Origin of the sequence: Streptomyces sp. DSM 15324, from assembly GCF_001514285.1 — a bacterium.
GTDB lineage: Bacteria > Actinomycetota > Actinomycetes > Streptomycetales > Streptomycetaceae > Streptomyces.
Genome location: NZ_KQ949038.1, coordinates 167,237 through 186,795, shown reverse-complemented (window position 1 = coordinate 186,795; position 19,559 = coordinate 167,237). Strand labels below are relative to the sequence as shown.

The window sequence follows — 19,559 nt, the reverse complement described above, 5'->3', positions numbered from 1 at the left end:
GGTTGGGGGGTGCTGCGCACCCCCCAAAGTGAACGGCGCCGCGTTGCGGCGCCCCCCGAACCGAGCCGCGTTGCGGCTCGGGGCCCGCGCGTTGCGCGGCCTGCTGGCGGGCAAGCCCGCCGGGTGGGTCCGCGTTGCGGACCCAAGGAAGTGCCCGGGCGTGAACGCCCGGGACCAGATCCGCTCCGCGGCTCGGAGGCAGGTCCGCTTCGCTCCCCTGCCTTGGGCCCGCGTTGCGGGCCTGGCTGACTACAAGGAGTGGTGCCGGGCTTGCTGAGGCGCCGTGTTGGGCAGGGTGGTTGGCATGTCTGGTGCTGTTTCTCAGGGGAAGATCCGGTTACGTTTCTCGGAGTTCGTGGTTGATCCTTCGGATGGGGATGTCATGCGGCGGGTGCTGGATGTTGAGGCGGATCTGCTGACGTTCGAGGGCGGTTCAATCACCTTCTGGTTGCGGGGTGTTGAAGTGTGTAGTTTCCCCTCTTCCGTGTTGGACGGGGTGGAGCTGCCGGTGGGGTTGGAGCCGGCTTCGCGGGTGTACTCGGTAGACGAGGTGCGCAAGCAGTATCCGAAGGCCTACGAGCGGTGGACGCCGGAGGATGACCAGTTGCTGCTGCGGCTCCACACTTCTGGGAGTGGTGTTGACGAGCTGGCTGAACGGTTTGCTCGGCAGCCGAATGCGATCCGGTCGCGTCTGGCGAAGCTCGGGATGGAGGGGCTTCCGAAGTCACCTGCCTCTCCCCCGTCCTGACGGCTCTTCAGCCTGTTGCCGCTTGCGGGCGGTTGAAGCACGGCGGGTGCGGGGTGGGCATTCTCCCACTCCGCACCCGCCATGCGCGGAAGACCGGGGCAGTTCCCGCGAGGGGTGAGGTCTGGGTGGGACGGTGATGGGTGCGGCCTTCGAGGGCAAAGCACTGTTGTCGCTCGATAGGGCGATTGCATCAAAGTGGCTCGGGATAGAGTCTGTAGTGAGGGGCTACTGCCCCTGTTGGTGCGGCGTGGAAGGCGGAAGATCGTGTCGGGTCGGCATCGGCTTCGTCCCCATCAGATTGAGGCCGTGGATGCGGTGGTGCGGGCGTTGGCTCAGCCGCCGGGTGGGGTGTGGCCTGAGAACGGGCTGCGGGCTCAGGTGGTTGCTGCCACGGGGGCGGGCAAGAGTCTGGTGGGGGTGCACACGGCGCTGGAGCTGCGTGCAGGGCGCGTGCTGGTGCTGGTGCCCACGCTCGATCTGCTGGGGCAGATGGTGGGGGTGTGGCGGGCTGCAGGGCGTACGGGGCCGATGTTCGGGGTGTGCTCGCCGCGCGAGGGTGGGGCGTTGGAAGTGCCGTGCACGACCGATGCCGAGCAGTTGGTGGCGTGGTTGGCCGGCCGTGAGCGGGTGACGGTGTTCGCCACGTATGCGGCGCTGGGCTTGGGGGTGTTGGAGCGGGCGCATGCGGGTGGTCTGGGTCGGTGGGACCTGGTGGTGGTGGATGAGGCGCACCGGACGTCGGGGGTGCTGGGCAAGCCGTGGGCGGCGGTGCATGCCCAGGGGAAGGTGCCGGCGGCGCGGCGTCTGTACATGACGGCGACACCGCGGTTGTGGGATGCCTCGTCGGGGAGTGAGGGCGGGTCGGCGGCGCTGGTGGCGTCCATGGATGACGAGAGCGTGTTCGGGCCGGTGGTGTACCGGTTGCCGCTGTCGGAGGCGATCGAGCGGGGGCTGGTCGCGCGGTATCAGGTGGTGTGTGTGGACATCGCTGATCCGCAGGTGCAGGCGATGCAGCTGGTGGGGTCGGATGCGCGCAGTGACGCGGTGCGGGGGCTGCGGTTGGCTGCGCTGCAGACGGCGGTGCTGAAGACGGCGGCCGAGCAGAAGTTGAGGCGGTTGTTGACGTTCCACTCCCGTACAAGTGAGGCGGAGGCCTTCGCCAGTGGGCTGGGCGCAGTGGCGAAGGCGCTGTGGGAGAGCGGCGAGGGGGCCTATACGGAGCCGGGGGCGGTGTGGGCGCAGTGGCTGTGCGGGGAGCACAAGGTCGGGCACCGGCGGGAGGTGTTGGAGGAGTTCTCGGCGGGGTGTGCGGCGGACGGTGCGGTGTGGGAGCGGTGTGTGCTGTCGTCGGTGCGGGTGCTGGGCGAGGGAGTGGACACGCCGGGCTGTGACGCGGTGGTCTTCGCTGACGTGCGGGGTTCGGTGCCCGACGTGGTCCAGGCAGTGGGCCGTGCGCTGCGGATGCAGCCGGGTGAGGGCAAGATCGCCTCGCTGGTCGTGCCGGTGTTCCTGGGGCAGGGTGAAGAGCCGGACGAGATGCTCGCCTCGAAGGCGTATGAGGACCTGGCGAAGTTGCTGACCGCGCTGCGGGCGCACGACGCGGAGGCGGTCGAGCAGCTCGCCGTCCCGCAGGCCGCCAGCCGGTCCGAGGCCGCCAGCCGGTCCGAGGCGGCCTCTGTCGGCCCGAGCGCGGGAGGCGGGACCGGCGGTGCGGCGCAGGGGCTGCTGTCGTTCTCGTCGCGGCGGGATCCGGCCCAGTTGGCGGCGTTCATCAGTGCGCGGGTGCTGCGGCCGGAGGGCGAGTTCTGGCGGCGGGGACTGCAGGCGGCACTCGCGTTTCACAGTGACCAGGGGCATCTGCGCGTTCCCTACGGGCACACCGCTCCTGACGGGTTCCCGCTGGGGGTGTGGATCTCCAACCAGCGGCGCCTGAATCGCCAGGGCAGGCTCGACCCGGAGCGGGTGGCGCAGTTGGACGAACTGGGGATGGTGTGGTCCCACTTCACGGTCGCCTTCGACGAGGGCCTGGCCGCGGCCCGCGGCTGGGCCGCCGAGCACGGCCATCTGCTGGCCCCTACCGAGGCTACCTGGGAGAACTACCCGGTCGGGATCTGGCTGAAGAACCAGCGTGCCGCTGCCCGGCGCGCCGAGGGCCACCTGGCGAAGGGGCCGCAGGCGGGCTCTGGGGCGGGTGGGCTGAGCCGGGAGCGGCGCCGGGCGCTGGAGGAGATCGATCCCGCGTGGTGTCCGGCGTGGCCGGTGGCGTGGCAGCGCTGCTTCCACCTTGCCCGCATGCACCGCCAGACCGGGGGTTCACTGCCGGAGAGGGAGGGCGTGCTGCTGGTGCAGGGCGAAGACATCGGGCGCTGGGTGCAGACACAGCGGCAGGAGTGGAATGCGCTGAGCAGCGTGCAGCAGTGGCTGCTCGACGAGGTACTGGGCGTCGAACCCCGTGCGGAAGAGATGCCGGCGGCGACGGTCGTCCCTCGGCGCAGCCGTGCGCAGAAGTGGGAGGCGAATCTGGCGGCAGCCCGCCGGTACCGCGCTCGGGAGGGTCATCTGAACGTACCCCGAACGCACACCGAAACCGTTGACGGATCTGAGCTGGCGCTGGGTGTGTTCATCGCCAACTCCCGTACTCGTAAGGCGAGTCTTGCGCCTGAGCGAGTCGAGGAGCTGTCGGCGCTGGGCATGCGCTGGTAGTGAGCCGGCGAGGGGGCGGTTGATCTGTGGTGGGCAGGGGCCCGGCACGGCGGGCAGGCTCTGATCAGCGAAGGCAGGCCATTGAGGCCGTCCGGGCCGTGCACGCATGGCGGTTGCGCGGGGACTGTGAGGGGATGAACTGGGGAGTTCCTTTGTCGCTGGCCCAGATGTGACGCTGGAGCCGGTGCCACCGCAGTGTCGGGACACACCCAGAAACGTCGATAGCCCCCGGTCTTCGAGGGGGAGACCGGGGGCCACCATCTGCCATGACAGGACGGTCACCAAAGTCAGCGGTTTCCAACCCCACGCCGGCGAGAACTGAGACCGCACGACACTCCGATGCACGCATGTCACCTCGCTCAGCGCGCAGAAACCACGGCGGTCACGCTCTCGTCAACCTCCCACGTCAGCACTGCGGTTCAGGCCGTCTCCCGCCCCGAGGTTCGGACGCAGGCACTCACCGTGTCGCCGGGGCGAGGGTGTTGGCGGCGGGCTGTGTGCCTGTCACCTGGGCGGGGTCAGAAGGTCGGGTTCCATCCGTCGGTGCCGGCCAGGTACTTCTGAACTGTGTACTCAAGGGCCTGGGCGTCGGTCAGCTGCGGTGCGTTGGCACCGACGCCGGCTCCGGGACCGGTGTTCTTGTACTCCTTGAATCGGGCCGACGACCAGGAGTAGTCGGGCGTCATGTCGGTCCAGGGATGCGTTTCCGTCACGACCGAGGCCACCTGCGTATTGCGAACCACTGCCTGGGGGCTGACTTCCGGAGCGTTGTGCCACGGCCGGCCGAGGTACATCGTCCTCGCCGACGCGAGGGAGTTGATGGAGCTGTCGGTGATGAGGATCCCGTACTTCTTACGGTAGTCGGTGTTCGGCGCCAGCACCGTGCCGCCGGGCCATGCGAGCATCTGAATGTTGCACCGGTCGATCACGGCGGTGGCGTTGCCGAAGATGAAGTCCACGTCGCCCCGGATGAAGCAGCCGTGGAAGTACTGCCGGGCCTGGGTGGTGGGCGTCTCCCCCTTGACGAGCAGGGTGTCCTGATGGCTCAGCATCGAGACGTTGTCGAACACCTGCCGGTCGCCCATGGCGGCGACCGCGACGGCCTGGGTCTCGTACGGGCTGATCTCCGGGTGAGCGGCGCTGTCGAAGGTGTTGGAGATCGTGAGGTTGCGGATGGTCAGGTTGGGCGCCCTGAAGGTGGCCACGGCGCTGCCCTGGGTGCCGTATTTCGCGCCGGTCGCGGGGTCGATCATCCCGTGGCACCTGGTGTTGTGGATGACGACCATCTCGGGGATGTCGGAGACGGCATCGATCGTCAGCCCGATCCTGTCCTTCGGGACGCTGATGACCTCGTGGTAGACGCCGTTGTCGATGACGATGGTGTCCGCGCCTGTCCGGGGAACGGCGTCGATCGCCTCCTGTACGGTCCAGTAGTCACCGGCGCCCGTGGCCGCGACGAGCAGTGTGCCGCCCTCGAGGAGTTCGTCCCTGTGGCTCTTCGGGTTGCTGTAGGTGTTCTTGCCCGAGTGGTAGGCCAGGTTGAGTTCCCGCGCGAGCTCGCTTGCGAGGCGGTAGACGGTCGCACCGAGCACCAATGCCTGAGTGAGTTCCGGAGACCCGCTCAGGAAGCCTTCCAGAAGCGCGGAGCTCATCCGGGACCAGTTGTTGTGCTGCTCCTGCTGCTGCGAGGTGACCTGGTACGCCTGTCCTGTTCGGAACGCCTCCAGGGTCGCCTCCCTCTGCCTGCGGAACCGAGCGGCTTCGGAGACCCCCACGATCATCTGAAGGATCGCCGACGCCACGACCCTGACGTAACCGGCGAGATTGCTGTCACCTGCCTGGAGCCTCAGCACGGCGTCGCTGAGGCTGGCGGCACTGATCTGCATGCCGTCGCGGGTGGCGCCTTGTCCCCTCAGAGCGTCGTATCCGGCGAGCGTGTTGTACCGGGGATTCGTAGTGCTGCCCTGGTCGGTCTGGCCGAGAGTCCCGGCTGGCCGGCCTTGTGGTATCCCGCCCTGACCGTTGGTCAGGCAGGCCGGCCTCCAGCGGGAAGAAGTCGCCGAGCCGCACGACTCCGGCACCGTCCTCGGTACCCTGGAACCAGCCCATGAGGTAGGCGTCCGACCGGCGCAGGATCAGCCGGATGAACTCGGGCCTGTCCCCCTCGCCGTGCAGATCGACGGTGATGTACGAGCTGGTCCCGGTGCTCTGGGTCACGTCGACGGGGTACCCCATGGAGGCGCCGGCGTTGCCCTGGTCCCATAGTCTGATCCGGTGGTCGGCGATTGCCGTCGTGACGTCGAGGAGCATTCTGGCGTAGCCGAGCCTGTCTTCCTCGGGCTCACCGGTGATCCGCCACTCGACGTCCGCACCGGTCGCGGCGCTTGCCATGGGGGCGGCGGCAACCATCAGGCCCAGACCGCCACCGGCCACTACACCCGCGGCCGTAAGAGCGGCGAGAAATGACCTTCGGGATGGTCCACCCTGCATCTCTGTCGTCATAGGAGCTCCTTCAGGTCTGAGCGACGTATTGATTCGATTGCGGTGCGCGGCGGCTGCCGTTTCTGACGGTGACCTTCATGCCCCAGGTGCCGTGTGCGGCAGGAACAGAAGCAACTGACATCGGTCGGCGCTCTCCCGTCACGGAGCCGGTTGCCGGCCGTCGCCGTGGGGTGTCGGGGAACGGGGGCGCCCGCCTGGGCGCAGGCCTGAAGGCAGCGGCGCAGGACGGCGGGCCTTGGTGTATGTCATGCCAAAGACTCGGCGAGGGGGCCGCCCCGGGGCCATGGGTACTTGTACGGGCCCGGGGCCCCGTTCCGGGCCCGGGTATTTCTACGGGGTTGTCCTACGGGGTGGGTGCCTGGTTCGCTGTCCACCAGGACGCGATCCGGGCGCGGGAGCCGAAGCCGAGCTTGGCCAGGATGTTCTCGACGTGACCGTGGACCGTGCGCGGGGAGCGTCCGAGCGTGGAGGCGATCTGCCGGTTGCTCATGCCCTCGGCCACGAGTGCGGCCACTTCCTGCTCGCGAGGGGTCAGCGGGCTCGGGGCGGGGACTGCGCCGGCCGGCTCTGATCCGGTGCGCAGGGCGTAGGCGATGGCCTCGTCGGGGCCGCGGAGGCGCGCGCCCTCCGCGAGGGCGTTCTCGTACGCCGCCGGGCTCAGGACCTGTAGGACTTCCTTCTCGCACTCGGCGTGCTGGTCGACCATGTGCGGTCCGAACACGGAGATGTTGGTGTCGGTGTCCCGCCACAGGACACGCGCGGCGCCCATGAGTATCCCCGCGCGCTGGGGGTCGCGGCCCGCGGCGGTTATCCAGGCGAGCTGCTCCAGCATCAGCGCGACCCTGAGGTAGTCGTTGAAGCCCTGCTCGTTCTCCAGGGCGGCCCGGATCATGACCGTGGCCTCCGGCAGGTCACGGCGCATCCAGGCGTCGTAGCCGAGAGTCCACTGCGCATGCGCCCGGACCAGCCGCTCGTCATGCGCCTCGGCGAGGGCGACCGCCTGCCTGCAGGTCTGCGTGGTGCGCGGATCCCCGAGGTGGGACTGGGCGGTGGCCATGACGATCAGCGCGTAGACTGCCCCGATCTCCTCGCTTGTCCCCCTGTGGGCGGCCACAGCTTCCTCCGACAAGGACACGGCCTCCACCAGCCGGCCGCTGAACAACGCCAGCGTGCCCCGCAGGTTCTGGACGTGGGCCAGCACCACGCGGTCGGCCAGCCGCTCGCCCAGCTCCGCGGCCTCGTCCAGCAACCGGTACGCCGTAGCGTGATCGTGCTGCAACACCGCTGTCCAGGCGGTGACCCACAGCGCCCTGGCCCGGGCCGGCGTGGGTTCGGGTGCGGCGGCGAGCGCCGGTTCGAGCCAGCGGCGTCCCTCACCGAGGAATCCGCCCTCGCACCAGTGGAAGCGCAGCGCGGCGGCCAGTGCCAGGGTTGCCTGCGGGTCATCGCCCCGGCCCAGCGCCGCGCGCAGGTTGGCATGCTCGGCACGCAGCCGGGCCAGGCTTTCCCGCTGGCCGGGGCCGTACCAGCCCTCGGCGATGCGCTCGGCGAGGGCGAGGTAGAAAGCGTGGTGGCGTTGCCGCATCCGCCGCTCCTCGCCGGACTCGGCGAGCCGCTCCCGCCCATACCGGCGGATGGTCTCCAGCAGCCGGTAGCGCATCAGTCCCTCGCGTTCGCAGGGCAGAACGATGGACTGCACGACCAGTCGGTCGAGGAGACCGAGCACCTCGGCCCGGTCGATGCCGTCGCCCTCGCAGACGGCCTCGGCCGCGTCCAGGCTGAAGTCGTCGGCGAAGACGGACAGCCGGTTCCACAGCAGCCGCTCGGCGGGCGTGCACAGGTCGTGGCTCCAGTCGATCAGCCCGCGGAGTGTCCGCTGGTGCGGGCGGGCGACCCGGCTGCCGCTCGCGAGCAGCCCGAAGCGGTCCTCCAGCCGGTTCACGGCCTCCTCGACGGTCAGGGTCCGCAGCCGGGACGCGGCCAGTTCGATGGCCAGCGGTAGCTCGTCCAGGCCGGCGCACAGGTGGAGGAGCTGGGCGCGGTTGCCGTCGGTGATCCGGAATTCCGGGCGCACGGCGGTGGTGCGGTCCCCCAGCAGTTCCACCGCGTCATCCGGCGCCAGCGGAGCAACGGTGAAGACGTGCTCGCCGTAGATTCCCAGCGCCTGGCGGCTCGTCGTGAGGATGCGCAGCCCGGGAGAAGCCGACAACAGGGCGTGTGCCAGCTCGGCGCAGGCATCGACGAGATGCTCGCAGTTGTCCAGCACGATCAGCGCAGCGCGGTGGGCCAGAAAGGCGGCGAGCTGCTCGGCGACCGGTCTGATGCCCAGGTCCGGCATGCCCAGCGCGGTCGCCGTCGCGTTCGCCGTGAACGACGGGTCCCGCACCGGCGCCAGATCCACCAGCCACACCCCGTCCGCGAAATCCGCTGCCGACGCGGCGGCCACCTCGAGCGCCAGCCGTGTCTTGCCCACCCCGCCCGTACCGGTGAGTGTCAGCAGCCGCGTCGTCCCCAGCTGGCGGCGCACTTCGGCCAGGTCTTGGCGCCTGCCCACAAACGTGGTGAGGGCGACGGGCAGAATCCCCAGCGCTGATGTGTGGACGGTCAAGTTCCTTCTCGCCTTCAACGGCTCGCACGCGTCCTTCGTGCCCCAGCCCCGTGGCCGGCGCGGGGATGTCAACGGTGACGGCTTCGGTGCGCGGCACGCGGAAGAACGGAGGAGCGGAAGGGGCACAGTCGCATCTATGCCACCGAAAGGTATCAAGCGGGAGCGGCGGCAGGCCTGGGTGTACCGCCAAGTACCCGCCGGATCGCAGCGTGCCCCAGGGCGAATTCGGTCAGCCCCTGCGTCGGCCGATCTCCGCGGTCAGGGCCGGACCACCACACCGATGGTGTCCGTCAAAGCGGAACAAGCTCACCTGTGGTGGTCGGCGCGGCAGCCACGAGCATGCCCCGTTGGTCATGCTGTGGCATCGGAAAGCGTCAAGATCCCCGACAGGATCACGCGGAGGCGTCTATGCGCGGAAAGTGATGCGGGGAGCGGGCAGCCGGGTGAACTCGGTGGTCCGCTCCGGGTGGATGATGCCGAGGCCGAGAGCGGTGAGCAGGTGATCGCAGGACTGGTTCAGGGTGCTCTCGGCGGTGACCGGCTCGTACAGGCCGGGGTGGTCGGCCGGTTCCTGGGTGGCGAGGAAGGGCTGGTCTCGTACGTACTGCGCGTAGCCCAGAAGGTGGGCGTGCCGGGCGTTGCGGAAGTCGTCGTCGCTGAACTGGTCCGTGGTGAGCTTTGCGATCGCCTGCAGGCGGGCGTCGATGATGCCGATCTGGGAGTCGACGGTGAGTGGTGCGCTGAGGTGGCCGACAGCGCGGTGGAGCGGGCTGAAGCCGGGTTCGAAGACGGCTCGAGCTGCGGATTCCAGAGCCGTGAGGTCAACGCGTCCCGTGTAGGCGGCCTGCGCGAGCATGTCCAGCAGCGCCTTGCGGGCGGCCGGTGCGGCGGCCGGGTGGTCCATCTGCTGCAGGATGGTGCGGGCGATCTGGCGCGCCCGGCGCAGGCTGACTCTCGGGTCGCCGATCCAGGTCGCCATGGCGACGCGGACCTGGCGCAGGGGAACGAAGTCGTCTCCCCAGTAGATCCAGATCCCGACGGGGATCTGCGTGAGGGTACGGATGCCGGCGCCCTGCTTGCGATGGTGGAGCAGCGTGAGCAGGAGATAGCGCTGCTTCTCGTCGTATAGGGCCGGGTGTGAGCCGTGGCCCTTGCCGGCCGGGCGGCGCTGCGGGTAGTCGAGCAGGCCCTTCTCAGTCCAGTCGCGGATCAGCCGGGCGGTGACGGTGTGGTTGTGGCTGGCCGCGTCCTGGACGAGCTGGTCGATCGTTGCTGGTCCGCTGATGCTGCTCACACCTATGGAGATTACACGCGATTGGCCTTCCTTGGCGGTTTCCGGTGCCGCCTCACATGTCAGATAGTGAAGTAGAACCGCCGCTTGGGGCGGTTCAGGTCATTGGAAGGGACACGACTATGCCGAAAAGGTCAGCTGTGGCACTCGGCCCCGCTGCGGTGGTCTTCACGCTCTACCACGCGCTCACGCTCATCTCCGACCTTCAGACCTGTGCGCAGAACCTGCGCGCCTACCGGGCCCGGCCGACCGGGAGCAACCTGGCCCGTCTGCTGCTCGCTGAGGGGGTGTTCGTCAAGGACCTCGGCCTGGGTCGCTGAACCGGCGGCGACCCGGCATGACGTGGATGGTTTCGCCACGGGGGGTGACGGCTTCGTGCGGGAGGTTGCCCGCCTTCATCCCGGCAGTGCCGGGCCGGCGTCGGCGAGGGCGGCATCGATCAGCGATTCTGCGATGGATCGTGCGCACGCGCCGGTGTTGCTGCTGTTGAGTGCGGTGCCACGGGCGGCCGCGCCGTCGAAGAGCAGGGCCAGTTGCTCACCGAGGGTTTCCGGGTCCGCCGCCCCTGCCTCGCGAGCGAGGTCCGTGAGGCGGTGGGCAAACTCCCTCTTGTGCGCTGCGGCCAGCTGACGGACGGGATGCCCGGGGTCCGGAACTTCGACGCTGACATTCAGGAACGGGCATCCCCGGAACGGGGCGGTGGCGTCCGGGAGTTTCCAGTCGAAGACGGCGAGGAGCCGCTCGCGCGGGCTCGGTGTCAGCCGGGTGGGTGACGGGGCGACGGGTAGGAGATCGTCCACCAGTGACTGCAGGTACGCGGCGACGAGTTCGTCCTTGCTGGGGAAGTGCGTGTAGAGGGTGCGTTTCGACACTTCGGCGACGGTGGAGAGCTGGTCCATCCCGGTCGCGTTGATCCCCTGCGCCGTGAACAGCTGGGTCGCCGCTTTGAGGATCCGCTCGCGAGCGCCGCGCCCACGACGGCGACGTACAGGGGAAGATTCGGTCACACCCTTAAGGATACCGAGCGTTTTACATAGCCCGCCGGAGGCGGCTACGGTGGGCTTAAGTAGACCGACCTTCTTACTTAGCCATGTCCGCATCGCGCTGCTCGCGGATGGGTGGTTCGTCGGCACCACACCTGTTTCAAGCGCGCTCCGCGCCCCCTCACGCGCTGCCCCGCTCACCGATGCGAAATCAGCACCAAGGAGATCTGATGCGCTACACGACCTTCGGACGACGGACCGGACTGCGCGTCTCCGAGTACGCGCTCGGCACGGGAAACTTCGGCACCGGCTGGGGCGCCGGTGCCGAACCCGACGAGGCGCGCCGGATGTTCGACAGGTTCGCCGAGGCCGGCGGGACGTTCCTCGACACAGCGGACGCCTACCAGTTCGGCGAGTCGGAAGAGCTGCTGGGCAAGTTCATAGCGGCCGACCGGGACCACTTCGTCCTGGCCACCAAGTTCACCAACGGATCCGGCCCTCGGCCCGGCATCTCCACGACCGGCAACAGCCGCAAGAACATGGTCGCTTCGCTGGAGGCGAGCCTCAAGCGCCTCGGCACCGACTACGTCGACCTGTTCTGGGTCCACTTCCCCGACGACCTCACACCCATGGAGGAGATCCTGCGCGGGCTGGACGACATGGTCAGCTCCGGGAAGATCCTCCACGCCGCCCTGTCCAACTTCCCCGCCTGGCGCGTCTCCCGCGCCGCCACCCTCGCGGACCTGAAGAACTGGGCACCGGTGGCGGGCATCCAGATCGAGTACAGCCTGATCGAGAGGACCCCCGACCGCGAGCTGCTGCCGATGGCGGAGAGTCTGGGACTCGGCGCCGCTCTGTGGTCACCGCTCGGCGGCGGACTGCTCACCGGCAAGTACCGTCACAGCGCCGAGGGGCGCCTGACCGACCTCAAGGCGGTCATTCACACCGAGAACACCGCCCAGAAGACCGCTGTCGTCGACACCGTCCTGGCCGTCGCCGAGGAGAGCGGCGCGACGCCCGCCCAGGTGTCGGTCGCCTGGCTCCGGGAGCGTGCCGCCCAGGCGTCCACCTCGTTCGTCCCGATCATCGGCCCGCGCAACCTCACCCAGCTCGACGACTACCTCGGCGCCCTGGACGTCCAGCTCACGCCCAAGCAGTACGCCCGCCTGTCCGACGTCAGCGCGATCCCCCTCGGAGTGCCCCACGAGGCGACCGCCGGCACCCGCAACGCTGTGCAGGGCGGTGACGCCTCCCTCGTCACCCAGCCCTCCGTGCCCGTGGCCTGAGCACCGGATCCTGTCACTGGCGGCCTCATACCGTCGGCGCCGCTGTTCCCGACCCGCATCGTGCGCACGGTCCGGGGCAGTGCCGTCTGCCTGGCCGCGGCAGGTCCCCTCAGCGGTCACAGCCCCCATCGTGTCGACCGACTCCTCCGCGAGGAGCCGAGGGTGCATTGGCGCGCGGTCACCTCGCCCACCGGTTCGGCGGCTCGCCGCCGAACCGGTCTACGGCACCGTGAGGTGCCCCGCGAAAGTCGCCGGCCACCGGCCTATCCAGTGACACACCTTGTGAAGAAGAGGGTCCCGATGCCGCGACCTCGATCAGGTCGGTGGCTTCCTGACCGCGAGACGTAGCGAGAGAGATGCCATGAAGGGGACGCGACAGCTCGGAAGAGCAGCGCGAGGACCGCTAGAACCGCCAGGTGGACGCGGCCACAACACGCGTCTTCGACCTGCTGGGCAAGCGCTGGAGCGGCCCGCTCATCGCCGTGCTTCTCGCCGGTCCCGCGCACTTCACCGAGTTGCACCGTGCTGTTCCCGGCATCAGCGGGCGAATACTCTCCCTCTGGCTGGCCCACCTGGCGGCGGCAGGCCTCGTCGTGCGCGAGGTGAGGGAAGGGCCCCCGCTGCGCGTGCGGTATCGCTTGACGCGAGCTGGAGTGACGATCCGTCCGGCACTGGAGGAGCTCCGAAACTGGGCAGTGGCCCATCTCGGCGATCCTGCTGGGGGCGATCCTCCCTGACTCCGTGAGGAGGGACAACGAACCGCGGAACAATCGTCGCCGTCACCGGACAGCCGTAACCCCTTGTCTCCTGGCCAGACGGTGGGGTTCGGGTTGTTCCATGGCCCCGAAGCAGCCGCCGAGGTGGCGCTCAGTCCAGCGCGCGATGTGGGCGGAGCGTTCGTCGAGGGCGCAGATCGGCAGCGGGTGTCGTGCGGGAAACCGCGACACCTTTCCTCTCCAGTCCTTGCCCCTTGCCCCAAGGCCGGTCCCGCACCTGCCCCGAGTGTCGTCGCAGCTCAGTACTGACTCACCGCGGCTGTTCCGACTCCAGTGAACAGACCCAGGCCGCCTGCCAGATGGAGGGCGAGCTCGAGGTGCAGGCGATTCTGTTCGGGCGGGCGGCCGAGCAGGGCGCCGATCCGCTCGAGCCGGTAGCGGACCGTGTTGTGATGGACACCGAGGCGGACCGCCGTGGCACGGAAGTTGCAGTTCGACGCGAAGTAGGTCTCGAGCGTCGTGCGCAGACCATGCGCTTCATCGGTGTCCTCCGCCAGTGGCCCGAGCTTGTCACGGACGAAGGCGTCACAGAAGGCGCCGTCTTTGCTGCACAGCGCGACGAGCTCGGCATCGTCGAAACGCGTGACTGTCCCGGCGGGGCGGCGTGCGAGATGCGCGACCCTCGCGGCCTCGGAGGCCTCGCGGTGGCTCCGGCGGAACCCGTCGAGTCCGCGTGCCGGCCGCCCCTGACCGATCAGGGCCGGTGCGTGCGGAACATGCACTGCGCGAATCTCGTCGGCGGGGACCCAGCACAGTGTCGTGTCGACGTCGACGCGGACGATCAGCGGAGCTGACGCTGTCAGACCGGTCGCGAGGGTGCGCGCGATCGGGTCCAGCGGGGCGGCATCCCGGCTGTCGTGGTGGCGACTGAGGACGAACGCGACATGACGACCGGTGAGGTCGTAGCGCAAGTCCCTGCTCGCGGTCGCAATGTCGAGGTCGCCGTCGGTGAGGATCTTGCGGACGTACGCAGCCCGTGCCACGGAGCCCTCTCGTGACATCCGTTTCGCCTCCTCCCGGTAGTCGGCCACGACCTGGCCGATGACCATCTCCAGCCAGCCGAGGGCGAAAGAGGTCCCATAGCTGGCGACCCTCACTGACAACTGGGGATCCGGGCAGTACTTCTCGACCGCATTCGCCCAGTTCTCACACCAGTACGCAGTGCCCACCCGATAGCCGCTCATGACCTCGTCCTCGGAGAAGCCGTTCTGGACCAGCGCGCGGGTCGCGAGGATGACCTCGGTCGTCGGCATGATGTCCTCCAGCGACGCGCTGTTGGCCAGGGCCTGCAGCAGGGCGGCGCTGCTGGCGTGGCAGGCTGCGTTCGCCAGCCTCAAGGGGGTGTGGGCCCTGCTCATCAGGGTCGGGCTCGTGGCCACGATGTGGTTCCACACACGCTCGCCGATGTCGGTCCTGTGGGGCACCAGCGCTTCGGCGACGTCGCGAGCGGCGGACTCGATCGAGTGTGACACCAATGTCATGGGTTCATTGTGTACCTGCTGGTCGCCGCAGAGTCTCCCTCCGCCACAGTGACCTGTGCCCGTGACACCGGGCCCGGGTCGCGATGCACCACGCGGATGTGCGCCAGGTGGTCAGTTCCTCTCGGTTCTCCTGACCGGCTGACCGAAGACATCGACAACCGCCGTGGCTAGCGTGAGTCCCGATCTTTCCACTGTCTGCAGGGCAGACAGGCGCACGGTTCTCGAGCTACGGGCCACGAAGCGCTCAACGGCGGCAACGGCATCGCCCCGCACGGCCGGAACCGGAGCAACAGCAAGGAGACGGATGCAGTGAGTGCTTATCTGGCTGAGGCGGCGGATAACTTGTTCGTGGACGGCCCTTCTGCCCGATTCGGCTATCGGCGAGTCGGGTCGCAGGGCGGCGTGCCTCTGGTCCTGCTGAACCGCTTCGGTGGAACCCTCGACTGGTGGGACCCGGAGTTCCTCGAGTATCTGGCCGCCGACCACGACGTGATCTTCTTCGACCATGTCGGGACCGGCTACTCCACGGGGCAACCGCGCGACTCCGTCGAAGCGATCGCGGAGGGCGCCGTCGAGTTCCTCGAGGCGCTGGGTCTTGCGCAGGCCGACCTTCTCGGCTGGTCGCTGGGCGGAATGGTCGCTCAGCGAGTGTCGCTGCGGCGCCCCGACCTCGTCCGCAGACTGATCGTGGCCGCCAGTACGGCGGGTGGCCAGGCACCGGGTGCGCCGCCTGCTTCCGAGCGAGCCGCGAGCATCATGTCCAAGCCCGATTCCACCGTGGACGACGTGGTGGCATTGTTCTTCCCGGAGACCGAGGCCGGCCGTGCCCATGGGTACGAGCACATCGGCAGGGTCTCGACACGACTGACCCCCGAGGTGCCGGGTGTCTCGCCGGAGGCTCGCGCGGCCGGCATGGCCGCCATCTTCGCGTTCGCGTCCACACCGGTCGACCAGGTCCGGTCCGATCTCGAAGCCATGACGCATCCCGTTCTGTTCGCCGCCGGGATGAAGGACTGGCTCATTCCCGCCGTGGCGTCCTTCTTCGCGGTGGAGCACATCGGGTCCTCGGCGCGCCTGTCGGTCTACAGCGATGCCGGCCACGCCTTCCTGTTCCAGCACGCCAAGGCGTTCGCCGCCGAGGTGAGAGCCTTCCTCAACGCCTGATGGGTCGACCACGATTGCCCACCGGGCCGGCAAGAGGAACCCGACCGCTTTCGATCGGGCCCGTCCACGGTCGTACCTGGATTCCGGGCGAAGCCGAGACGCCTTCCCACGGCCCGCAGGCGCGCACGAGGACCGCTGCTTCCACGGCAGTGACGGCCTCGGCGACGGCCGTCTCCCGAGGCAGCCGACGTCGCAGGGGCGGCGCCCACGGGCCGGGGTGGCCCCCGCCCCGGTCACACCGGTCGGCGCAGTCATCGAGGCGCCTCGCCCTCCGCACGACACAAGAGAATCGGAAAGTGCGATATGCCTGATCCCGTACCGCAGAAACCGGTTGGCCCCGAAGACGCTTCGGCGAGCGAGGCCGGGACACCGTCGTCGGCAGCCGCCTGGACGGTGGGGGTCGACCGGGCTCTCGCCGAGCTCGCCGCCGGCGAAGACGTCTGGGCCGAGACAGATCTGGCGGGCCGGCGCGAGCTGCTGGAGAGGATGCATGCAGCGACCGCCGCACAGGCGGAGGCATGGGTGGATGCCGCCGCCGCATACAAGCATGTGCCGAGGGACAGTCCGCTGATCGGCGAGGAGTGGATCACCGGACCGTACCCCGTCGTGACCAGTCTGTCCGCCCTCGCCGCAACGACGAAAGCGCTGGAGGAGGGGCGAAGTCCTGTCGACCGGGGCGCCGTCCGGCGCGCTCCCGGCGGCCGGGCCGCCGTCCGTGTCCTGCCCCACGGCATCTGGGACCGGCTCCTGCTGAGCGGGTTCAGTGCCGAGGTCTGGATGCCGCCGGGCGTGGACGCCAAGACCGTGCGACGCCGGGCCGGCCTGGCTCTGCGACGGCCGCGGGAGACGTCCGGCATCGGCGTGGTCCTCGGGGCCGGCAACATCACGTCGATTCCGATCCTCGACGTGCTCTACGAGTTGTACGCGCACAACCGTGTCGTCGCCCTCAAGCTGAATCCGGTGACCGACGGGCTGCGGGCGGTCTTCACGCAAGTCCTGGCTCCCCTCATCGAGATCGGTGCGGTGCGTATTCTGACCGGCGGCGCCGATGTCGGCGCCTATCTGGTGAACCATCCGAAAGTCGCCCACGTCCACATGACCGGCAGCCAGGCGACCCACGACGCGATCGTCTACGGTCCCGGTGTTGAAGGAGCGTCGCGCAAGGCGGCGGGCACGCCGCGCATCGACAAGCCCGTCACCAGTGAGCTGGGCGGCGTATCGCCCACGATCGTGGTGCCGGGAGAGTGGTCCGACGCGGATCTGCGGTTCCAGGCCGAGCACGTCGTCACCCAGCGGCTGCACAATGGAGGCTACAACTGCTGTGCGAGCCAGGTCGTCGTCGTCAGCTCGGACTGGGCGCAGAAAGACCGGTTCCTGGCATATCTGCGGGCCGAGTTCGCCGCGGCGCCGGTGCGTGCTGCCTATTACCCGGGAAGCGACGACCGGGTCGCGCAGGCCATCGCGTCGTACCCGGAGGCGGAACGCATCGGCGAACGTGTGCTGGTAGCGGATCTGGACCCGGAGAACCCAGGGCATGCCCTGACCACCGAGTACTTCGCACCCGTGCTGGGGGTGCTCGAACTGCCGGGCCGGGCCGGGCCGTTCCTGGCCGAGGCGGTGAAAACGGCCAACGAGCAGTTCGCCGGAACGCTGGGCGTCAACCTGATCGCGCACCCTCGCACCATCAAGGAACTCGGCGCGACGATCGACGAAGCCATCGCCGAACTCCGCTACGGCACCGTAGGCCTGAACGTATGGACGGGCGTGGGATTCCTCACCGCGACCGCCAGCTGGGGTGCTTTCCCCGGGCACACGCTGGACGACGTGCAAAGCGGAATCGGCATCGTGCACAACGCGCTGCTCCTGGACGGGCCGGAGCGGACGGTACTGCGCGGTCCGTTCCGGCCCCTGCAGCGCTCGATCCTCCACGGGGAGCTCTCGATCTCCCCCCGGCCTCCGTGGTTCGTCACGAACCGCACTGCCGCCTCGACGGGGCGGCTGCTGACCCGCTTCTTCGCATCACCTCGCCTGACGGCGCTGCCGAGAGTCTTCGCCTCAGCGATCCGCGGCTGACCCCTCCGCCAGGGAGCGGGTTCGACCGAGTCATCCGGACGGGAGCCCTGCCATGACCACGATCCACGACGTCGTCACCGAGATCCGCAAGCTCGAAGACATTCGCTACCAGGCGCTCGTCGACAGCGACTGGGACCGCTTCGCCCGGCTGTGCCACCCCGAGCTGGCTTACACGCACGCGACCGGCGACACCGACACGCTGGACTCCTACCTCGAGAAAGTCCGTGCGGGCTTCTTCGTGTACCACCGCATCGACCATCCCCTCGACTTCATCCGCGTTGTCGACGACGTCGCGTTGGTGGTCGGCGGGATGAACGCCCATGTCACCGCCGGGGGCAAGGACAGGACGCTGCGCAACAAGAGCCTGGCGGTCTGGAAGCACACCACCGACGGCTGGCGGCTTCTGGCCTACCAGCCCACCCCGGTGGCCGGTTGAGACAGGCGGGGGCGTGACACCGGGTCCCGACGCGGTGTCACGCCCCCGCCTGCGTGACGTACTTGATGGTGAGGTAGCCCTCCAGCGCTTCCGTACCGCCTTCTGAGCCATTGCCCGAATCCTTGACACCGCTGAACGGCACCTCCGGCAGGGCCAGCGGCGCTCCGTTGATCGCGACCATGCCGCTCTCGATCGCCTCGCCCAACGCTGTCGATGTTGTCACCGAGTTCGTGAAGGCATAAGCAGCAAGGCCGAAAGGCAGTCGGTTCGCCTCGGCCACTGCTTCCTCGAAGGTCGAGAACGACGAGATCAGTGCCAATGGGCCGAACGGCTCCTCGTTCATCGCCCGTGCCGTCCTCGGAACGCCCGTGATCACGGTCGGCTCGTAGAAATAGCCTCTGCCGCCGATCCGCCGGCCGCCGGTCACACAGGTCGCGCCCATCCCGACGGCGTCCGACACCATGGTCTCCATAGCGGCGAGGCGGCGCGCGTTCGCCAGAGGGCCCATGCGGGACCCCTCGTCGAGACCGTCGCCGACCTTGACGGCCTTCGCCTCGGCCACGAACCTCTCGACGAACTCGTCGTAGACCTGCTCGTGGACCAAGAAGCGCGTCGGCGACACGCAGACCTGGCCGGCGTTGCGGTGCTTCAACGCTGACAGCGTCGCTGCGGCCTTGGCTACATCGGCATCGTCGAACACGATCGCCGGCGCGTGGCCGCCGAGCTCCATGGTGGCGCGCTTCATGTGCTGTCCAGCGAGCGCCGCGAGGTGCTTTCCGACGATCGTCGAGCCGGTGAACGAGATCTTCTTGATGACCGGATGCGGTATCAGATACTCCGAGATCTCAGCAGGGATGCCGTACACAAGGTTGATGACGCCGGCCGGGACGCCGGCATCGACGAACGCGGCCACCAGGTGAGCCGGTGAGGCCGGAGTCTCCTCCGGTCCCTTGACGATGATCGAGCATCCCGTGGCAAGCGCGGCCGCGACCTTGCGGACGACTTGGTTGACGGGGTTGTTCCACGGGGTGAACGCGGCGACCGGGCCGACCGGCTCACGGAGCGAGAGCTGGTGGACGCCCGGCGTGCGCGCCGGAATGACGCGCCCGTAGACGCGCCGGCCTTCGTCGGCCAGCCAATCGATGACGTCGGCAGCCGTCATCACCTCTCCGCGGGCTTCGGACAGCGGCTTGCCCTGCTCCTGCACCATCAGTGGCGCGATCGTGTCCGCACGCTCGCGCAACAGATCGGCTGCCTTGCGCATCAGCTTGGCGCGGTCGAAGGGGGCGATGGCACGCCAAGCCCTGAAACCTTTCTCGGCCGCAGCGAGCGCTTCGTCGAGATCGGCCCGGTCGGCATGTGCGACCGTCCCGATGACCTCTTCCGTCGCCGGGTTCACGATCGGGATCTCCCTGCGAGATCCGGCCGGTCGCCAGGTGCCGTCGATGTGCAGCAGGACATCCTGATAGCGCATGGAGGCTTTCCTTTCGTTGCTCATGTCACCTGCA

The 19,559-nt window shown here is 68.8% G+C and carries 15 protein-coding genes; 8 read left to right on the top strand and 7 right to left on the bottom strand.

The annotated features are described in order from the left end of the window. The first annotated feature begins 304 nt into the window (after positions 1–304). Both AQJ58_RS43065 and AQJ58_RS36910 read left to right on the top strand, forming a co-directional pair. Positions 305–748, top strand: a complete 444-nt coding sequence (locus tag AQJ58_RS43065) for a hypothetical protein (protein ID WP_159056384.1) — start codon at positions 305–307, stop codon at positions 746–748. Between the two features lie 240 nt (positions 749–988). Continuing rightward, positions 989–3,451 (top strand): DEAD/DEAH box helicase, encoded by a 2,463-nt coding sequence (locus AQJ58_RS36910; protein ID WP_420712206.1) that lies wholly within the window; start codon positions 989–991, stop codon positions 3,449–3,451. A 518-nt stretch (positions 3,452–3,969) separates the two neighbouring features. Here AQJ58_RS36910 and AQJ58_RS42020 read toward each other — a convergent pair. From AQJ58_RS42020 to AQJ58_RS36890, 4 genes are all read right to left on the bottom strand, one after another. Then, on the bottom strand, positions 3,970–5,337 hold the full coding sequence (locus tag AQJ58_RS42020; RefSeq protein ID WP_234360426.1) for a pectinesterase family protein: 1,368 nt from the start codon (positions 5,335–5,337) through the stop codon (positions 3,970–3,972). Next, positions 5,282–5,953 carry a hypothetical protein gene (locus AQJ58_RS45125; protein WP_234360425.1) on the bottom strand — a complete coding sequence of 224 codons (672 nt, stop codon included), beginning with the start codon at positions 5,951–5,953 and terminating at the stop codon, positions 5,282–5,284. The genes AQJ58_RS42020 and AQJ58_RS45125 overlap by 56 nt, the downstream gene beginning before the upstream one ends. Positions 5,954–6,296: 343 nt before the next feature. Then, complete coding sequence (locus tag AQJ58_RS36895) at positions 6,297–8,561, bottom strand: ATP-binding protein (protein ID WP_067258490.1); 2,265 nt, start codon at positions 8,559–8,561, stop codon at positions 6,297–6,299. A 406-nt stretch (positions 8,562–8,967) separates the two neighbouring features. Next, complete coding sequence (locus AQJ58_RS36890) at positions 8,968–9,855, bottom strand: hypothetical protein (RefSeq protein ID WP_067258487.1); 888 nt, start codon at positions 9,853–9,855, stop codon at positions 8,968–8,970. A gap of 137 nt (positions 9,856–9,992) precedes the next feature. On the opposite strand from AQJ58_RS36890, the gene AQJ58_RS36885 reads away from it, so the two are divergent. After that, on the top strand, positions 9,993–10,172 hold the full coding sequence (locus tag AQJ58_RS36885; protein ID WP_062032528.1) for a hypothetical protein: 180 nt from the start codon (positions 9,993–9,995) through the stop codon (positions 10,170–10,172). Positions 10,173–10,247: 75 nt separating this feature from the next. On the opposite strand, the gene AQJ58_RS36880 is transcribed toward AQJ58_RS36885, so the two are convergent. Further along, the gene (locus AQJ58_RS36880; protein ID WP_067258485.1) at positions 10,248–10,859 is read right to left on the bottom strand and encodes a TetR/AcrR family transcriptional regulator; all 612 of its coding nucleotides are present in this window, start codon (positions 10,857–10,859) and stop codon (positions 10,248–10,250) included. A 206-nt stretch (positions 10,860–11,065) separates the two neighbouring features. Here AQJ58_RS36880 and AQJ58_RS36875 point away from each other — a divergent pair, with 206 nt between their 5' ends. Next, positions 11,066–12,121: an aldo/keto reductase gene (locus tag AQJ58_RS36875; RefSeq protein WP_067258483.1), complete on the top strand. Its 1,056-nt coding sequence runs from the start codon at positions 11,066–11,068 to the stop codon at positions 12,119–12,121. Positions 12,122–12,537: 416 nt separating this feature from the next. Next, on the top strand, positions 12,538–12,858 hold the full coding sequence (locus AQJ58_RS42015; protein ID WP_079079458.1) for a winged helix-turn-helix transcriptional regulator: 321 nt from the start codon (positions 12,538–12,540) through the stop codon (positions 12,856–12,858). Between the two features lie 278 nt (positions 12,859–13,136). On the opposite strand, the gene AQJ58_RS36870 is transcribed toward AQJ58_RS42015, so the two are convergent. After that, entirely contained in the window at positions 13,137–14,378 is a 1,242-nt protein-coding gene (locus AQJ58_RS36870) for a PucR family transcriptional regulator (protein ID WP_079079457.1), read from the bottom strand. A 309-nt stretch (positions 14,379–14,687) separates the two neighbouring features. On the opposite strand from AQJ58_RS36870, the gene AQJ58_RS36865 reads away from it, so the two are divergent. From AQJ58_RS36865 to AQJ58_RS36855, 3 genes are all read left to right on the top strand, one after another. After that, positions 14,688–15,542, top strand: coding sequence for an alpha/beta fold hydrolase (locus tag AQJ58_RS36865; protein ID WP_067258478.1), 855 nt, complete (start codon positions 14,688–14,690; stop codon positions 15,540–15,542). A gap of 303 nt (positions 15,543–15,845) precedes the next feature. After that, on the top strand, positions 15,846–17,615 hold the full coding sequence (locus AQJ58_RS36860) for an aldehyde dehydrogenase family protein (protein WP_079079456.1): 1,770 nt from the start codon (positions 15,846–15,848) through the stop codon (positions 17,613–17,615). Positions 17,616–17,667: 52 nt separating this feature from the next. Continuing rightward, on the top strand, positions 17,668–18,051 hold the full coding sequence (locus AQJ58_RS36855; RefSeq protein WP_067258473.1) for a nuclear transport factor 2 family protein: 384 nt from the start codon (positions 17,668–17,670) through the stop codon (positions 18,049–18,051). Between the two features lie 37 nt (positions 18,052–18,088). On the opposite strand, the gene AQJ58_RS36850 is transcribed toward AQJ58_RS36855, so the two are convergent. Beyond that, entirely contained in the window at positions 18,089–19,525 is a 1,437-nt protein-coding gene (locus AQJ58_RS36850; RefSeq protein WP_067258471.1) for an NAD-dependent succinate-semialdehyde dehydrogenase, read from the bottom strand. Between the last annotated feature and the right edge of the window lie 34 nt (positions 19,526–19,559).

What these genes read in the sequence shown, in the direction of transcription:
- AQJ58_RS36855 (WP_067258473.1), top strand. Translation starts at nt 17,668, where the DNA reads ATGACCACGATCCACGACGTCGTCACCGAGATCCGCAAGCTCGAAGAC.
- AQJ58_RS42020 (WP_234360426.1), bottom strand. Translation starts at nt 5,337, where the DNA reads ATGCAGATCAGTGCCGCCAGCCTCAGCGACGCCGTGCTGAGGCTCCAG.
- AQJ58_RS45125 (WP_234360425.1), bottom strand. Translation starts at nt 5,953, where the DNA reads ATGACGACAGAGATGCAGGGTGGACCATCCCGAAGGTCATTTCTCGCC.
- AQJ58_RS36860 (WP_079079456.1), top strand. Translation starts at nt 15,846, where the DNA reads ATGCCTGATCCCGTACCGCAGAAACCGGTTGGCCCCGAAGACGCTTCG.
- AQJ58_RS43065 (WP_159056384.1), top strand. Translation starts at nt 305, where the DNA reads ATGTCTGGTGCTGTTTCTCAGGGGAAGATCCGGTTACGTTTCTCGGAG.
- AQJ58_RS36870 (WP_079079457.1), bottom strand. Translation starts at nt 14,378, where the DNA reads ATGACATTGGTGTCACACTCGATCGAGTCCGCCGCTCGCGACGTCGCC.
- AQJ58_RS36850 (WP_067258471.1), bottom strand. Translation starts at nt 19,525, where the DNA reads ATGCGCTATCAGGATGTCCTGCTGCACATCGACGGCACCTGGCGACCG.
- AQJ58_RS36875 (WP_067258483.1), top strand. Translation starts at nt 11,066, where the DNA reads ATGCGCTACACGACCTTCGGACGACGGACCGGACTGCGCGTCTCCGAG.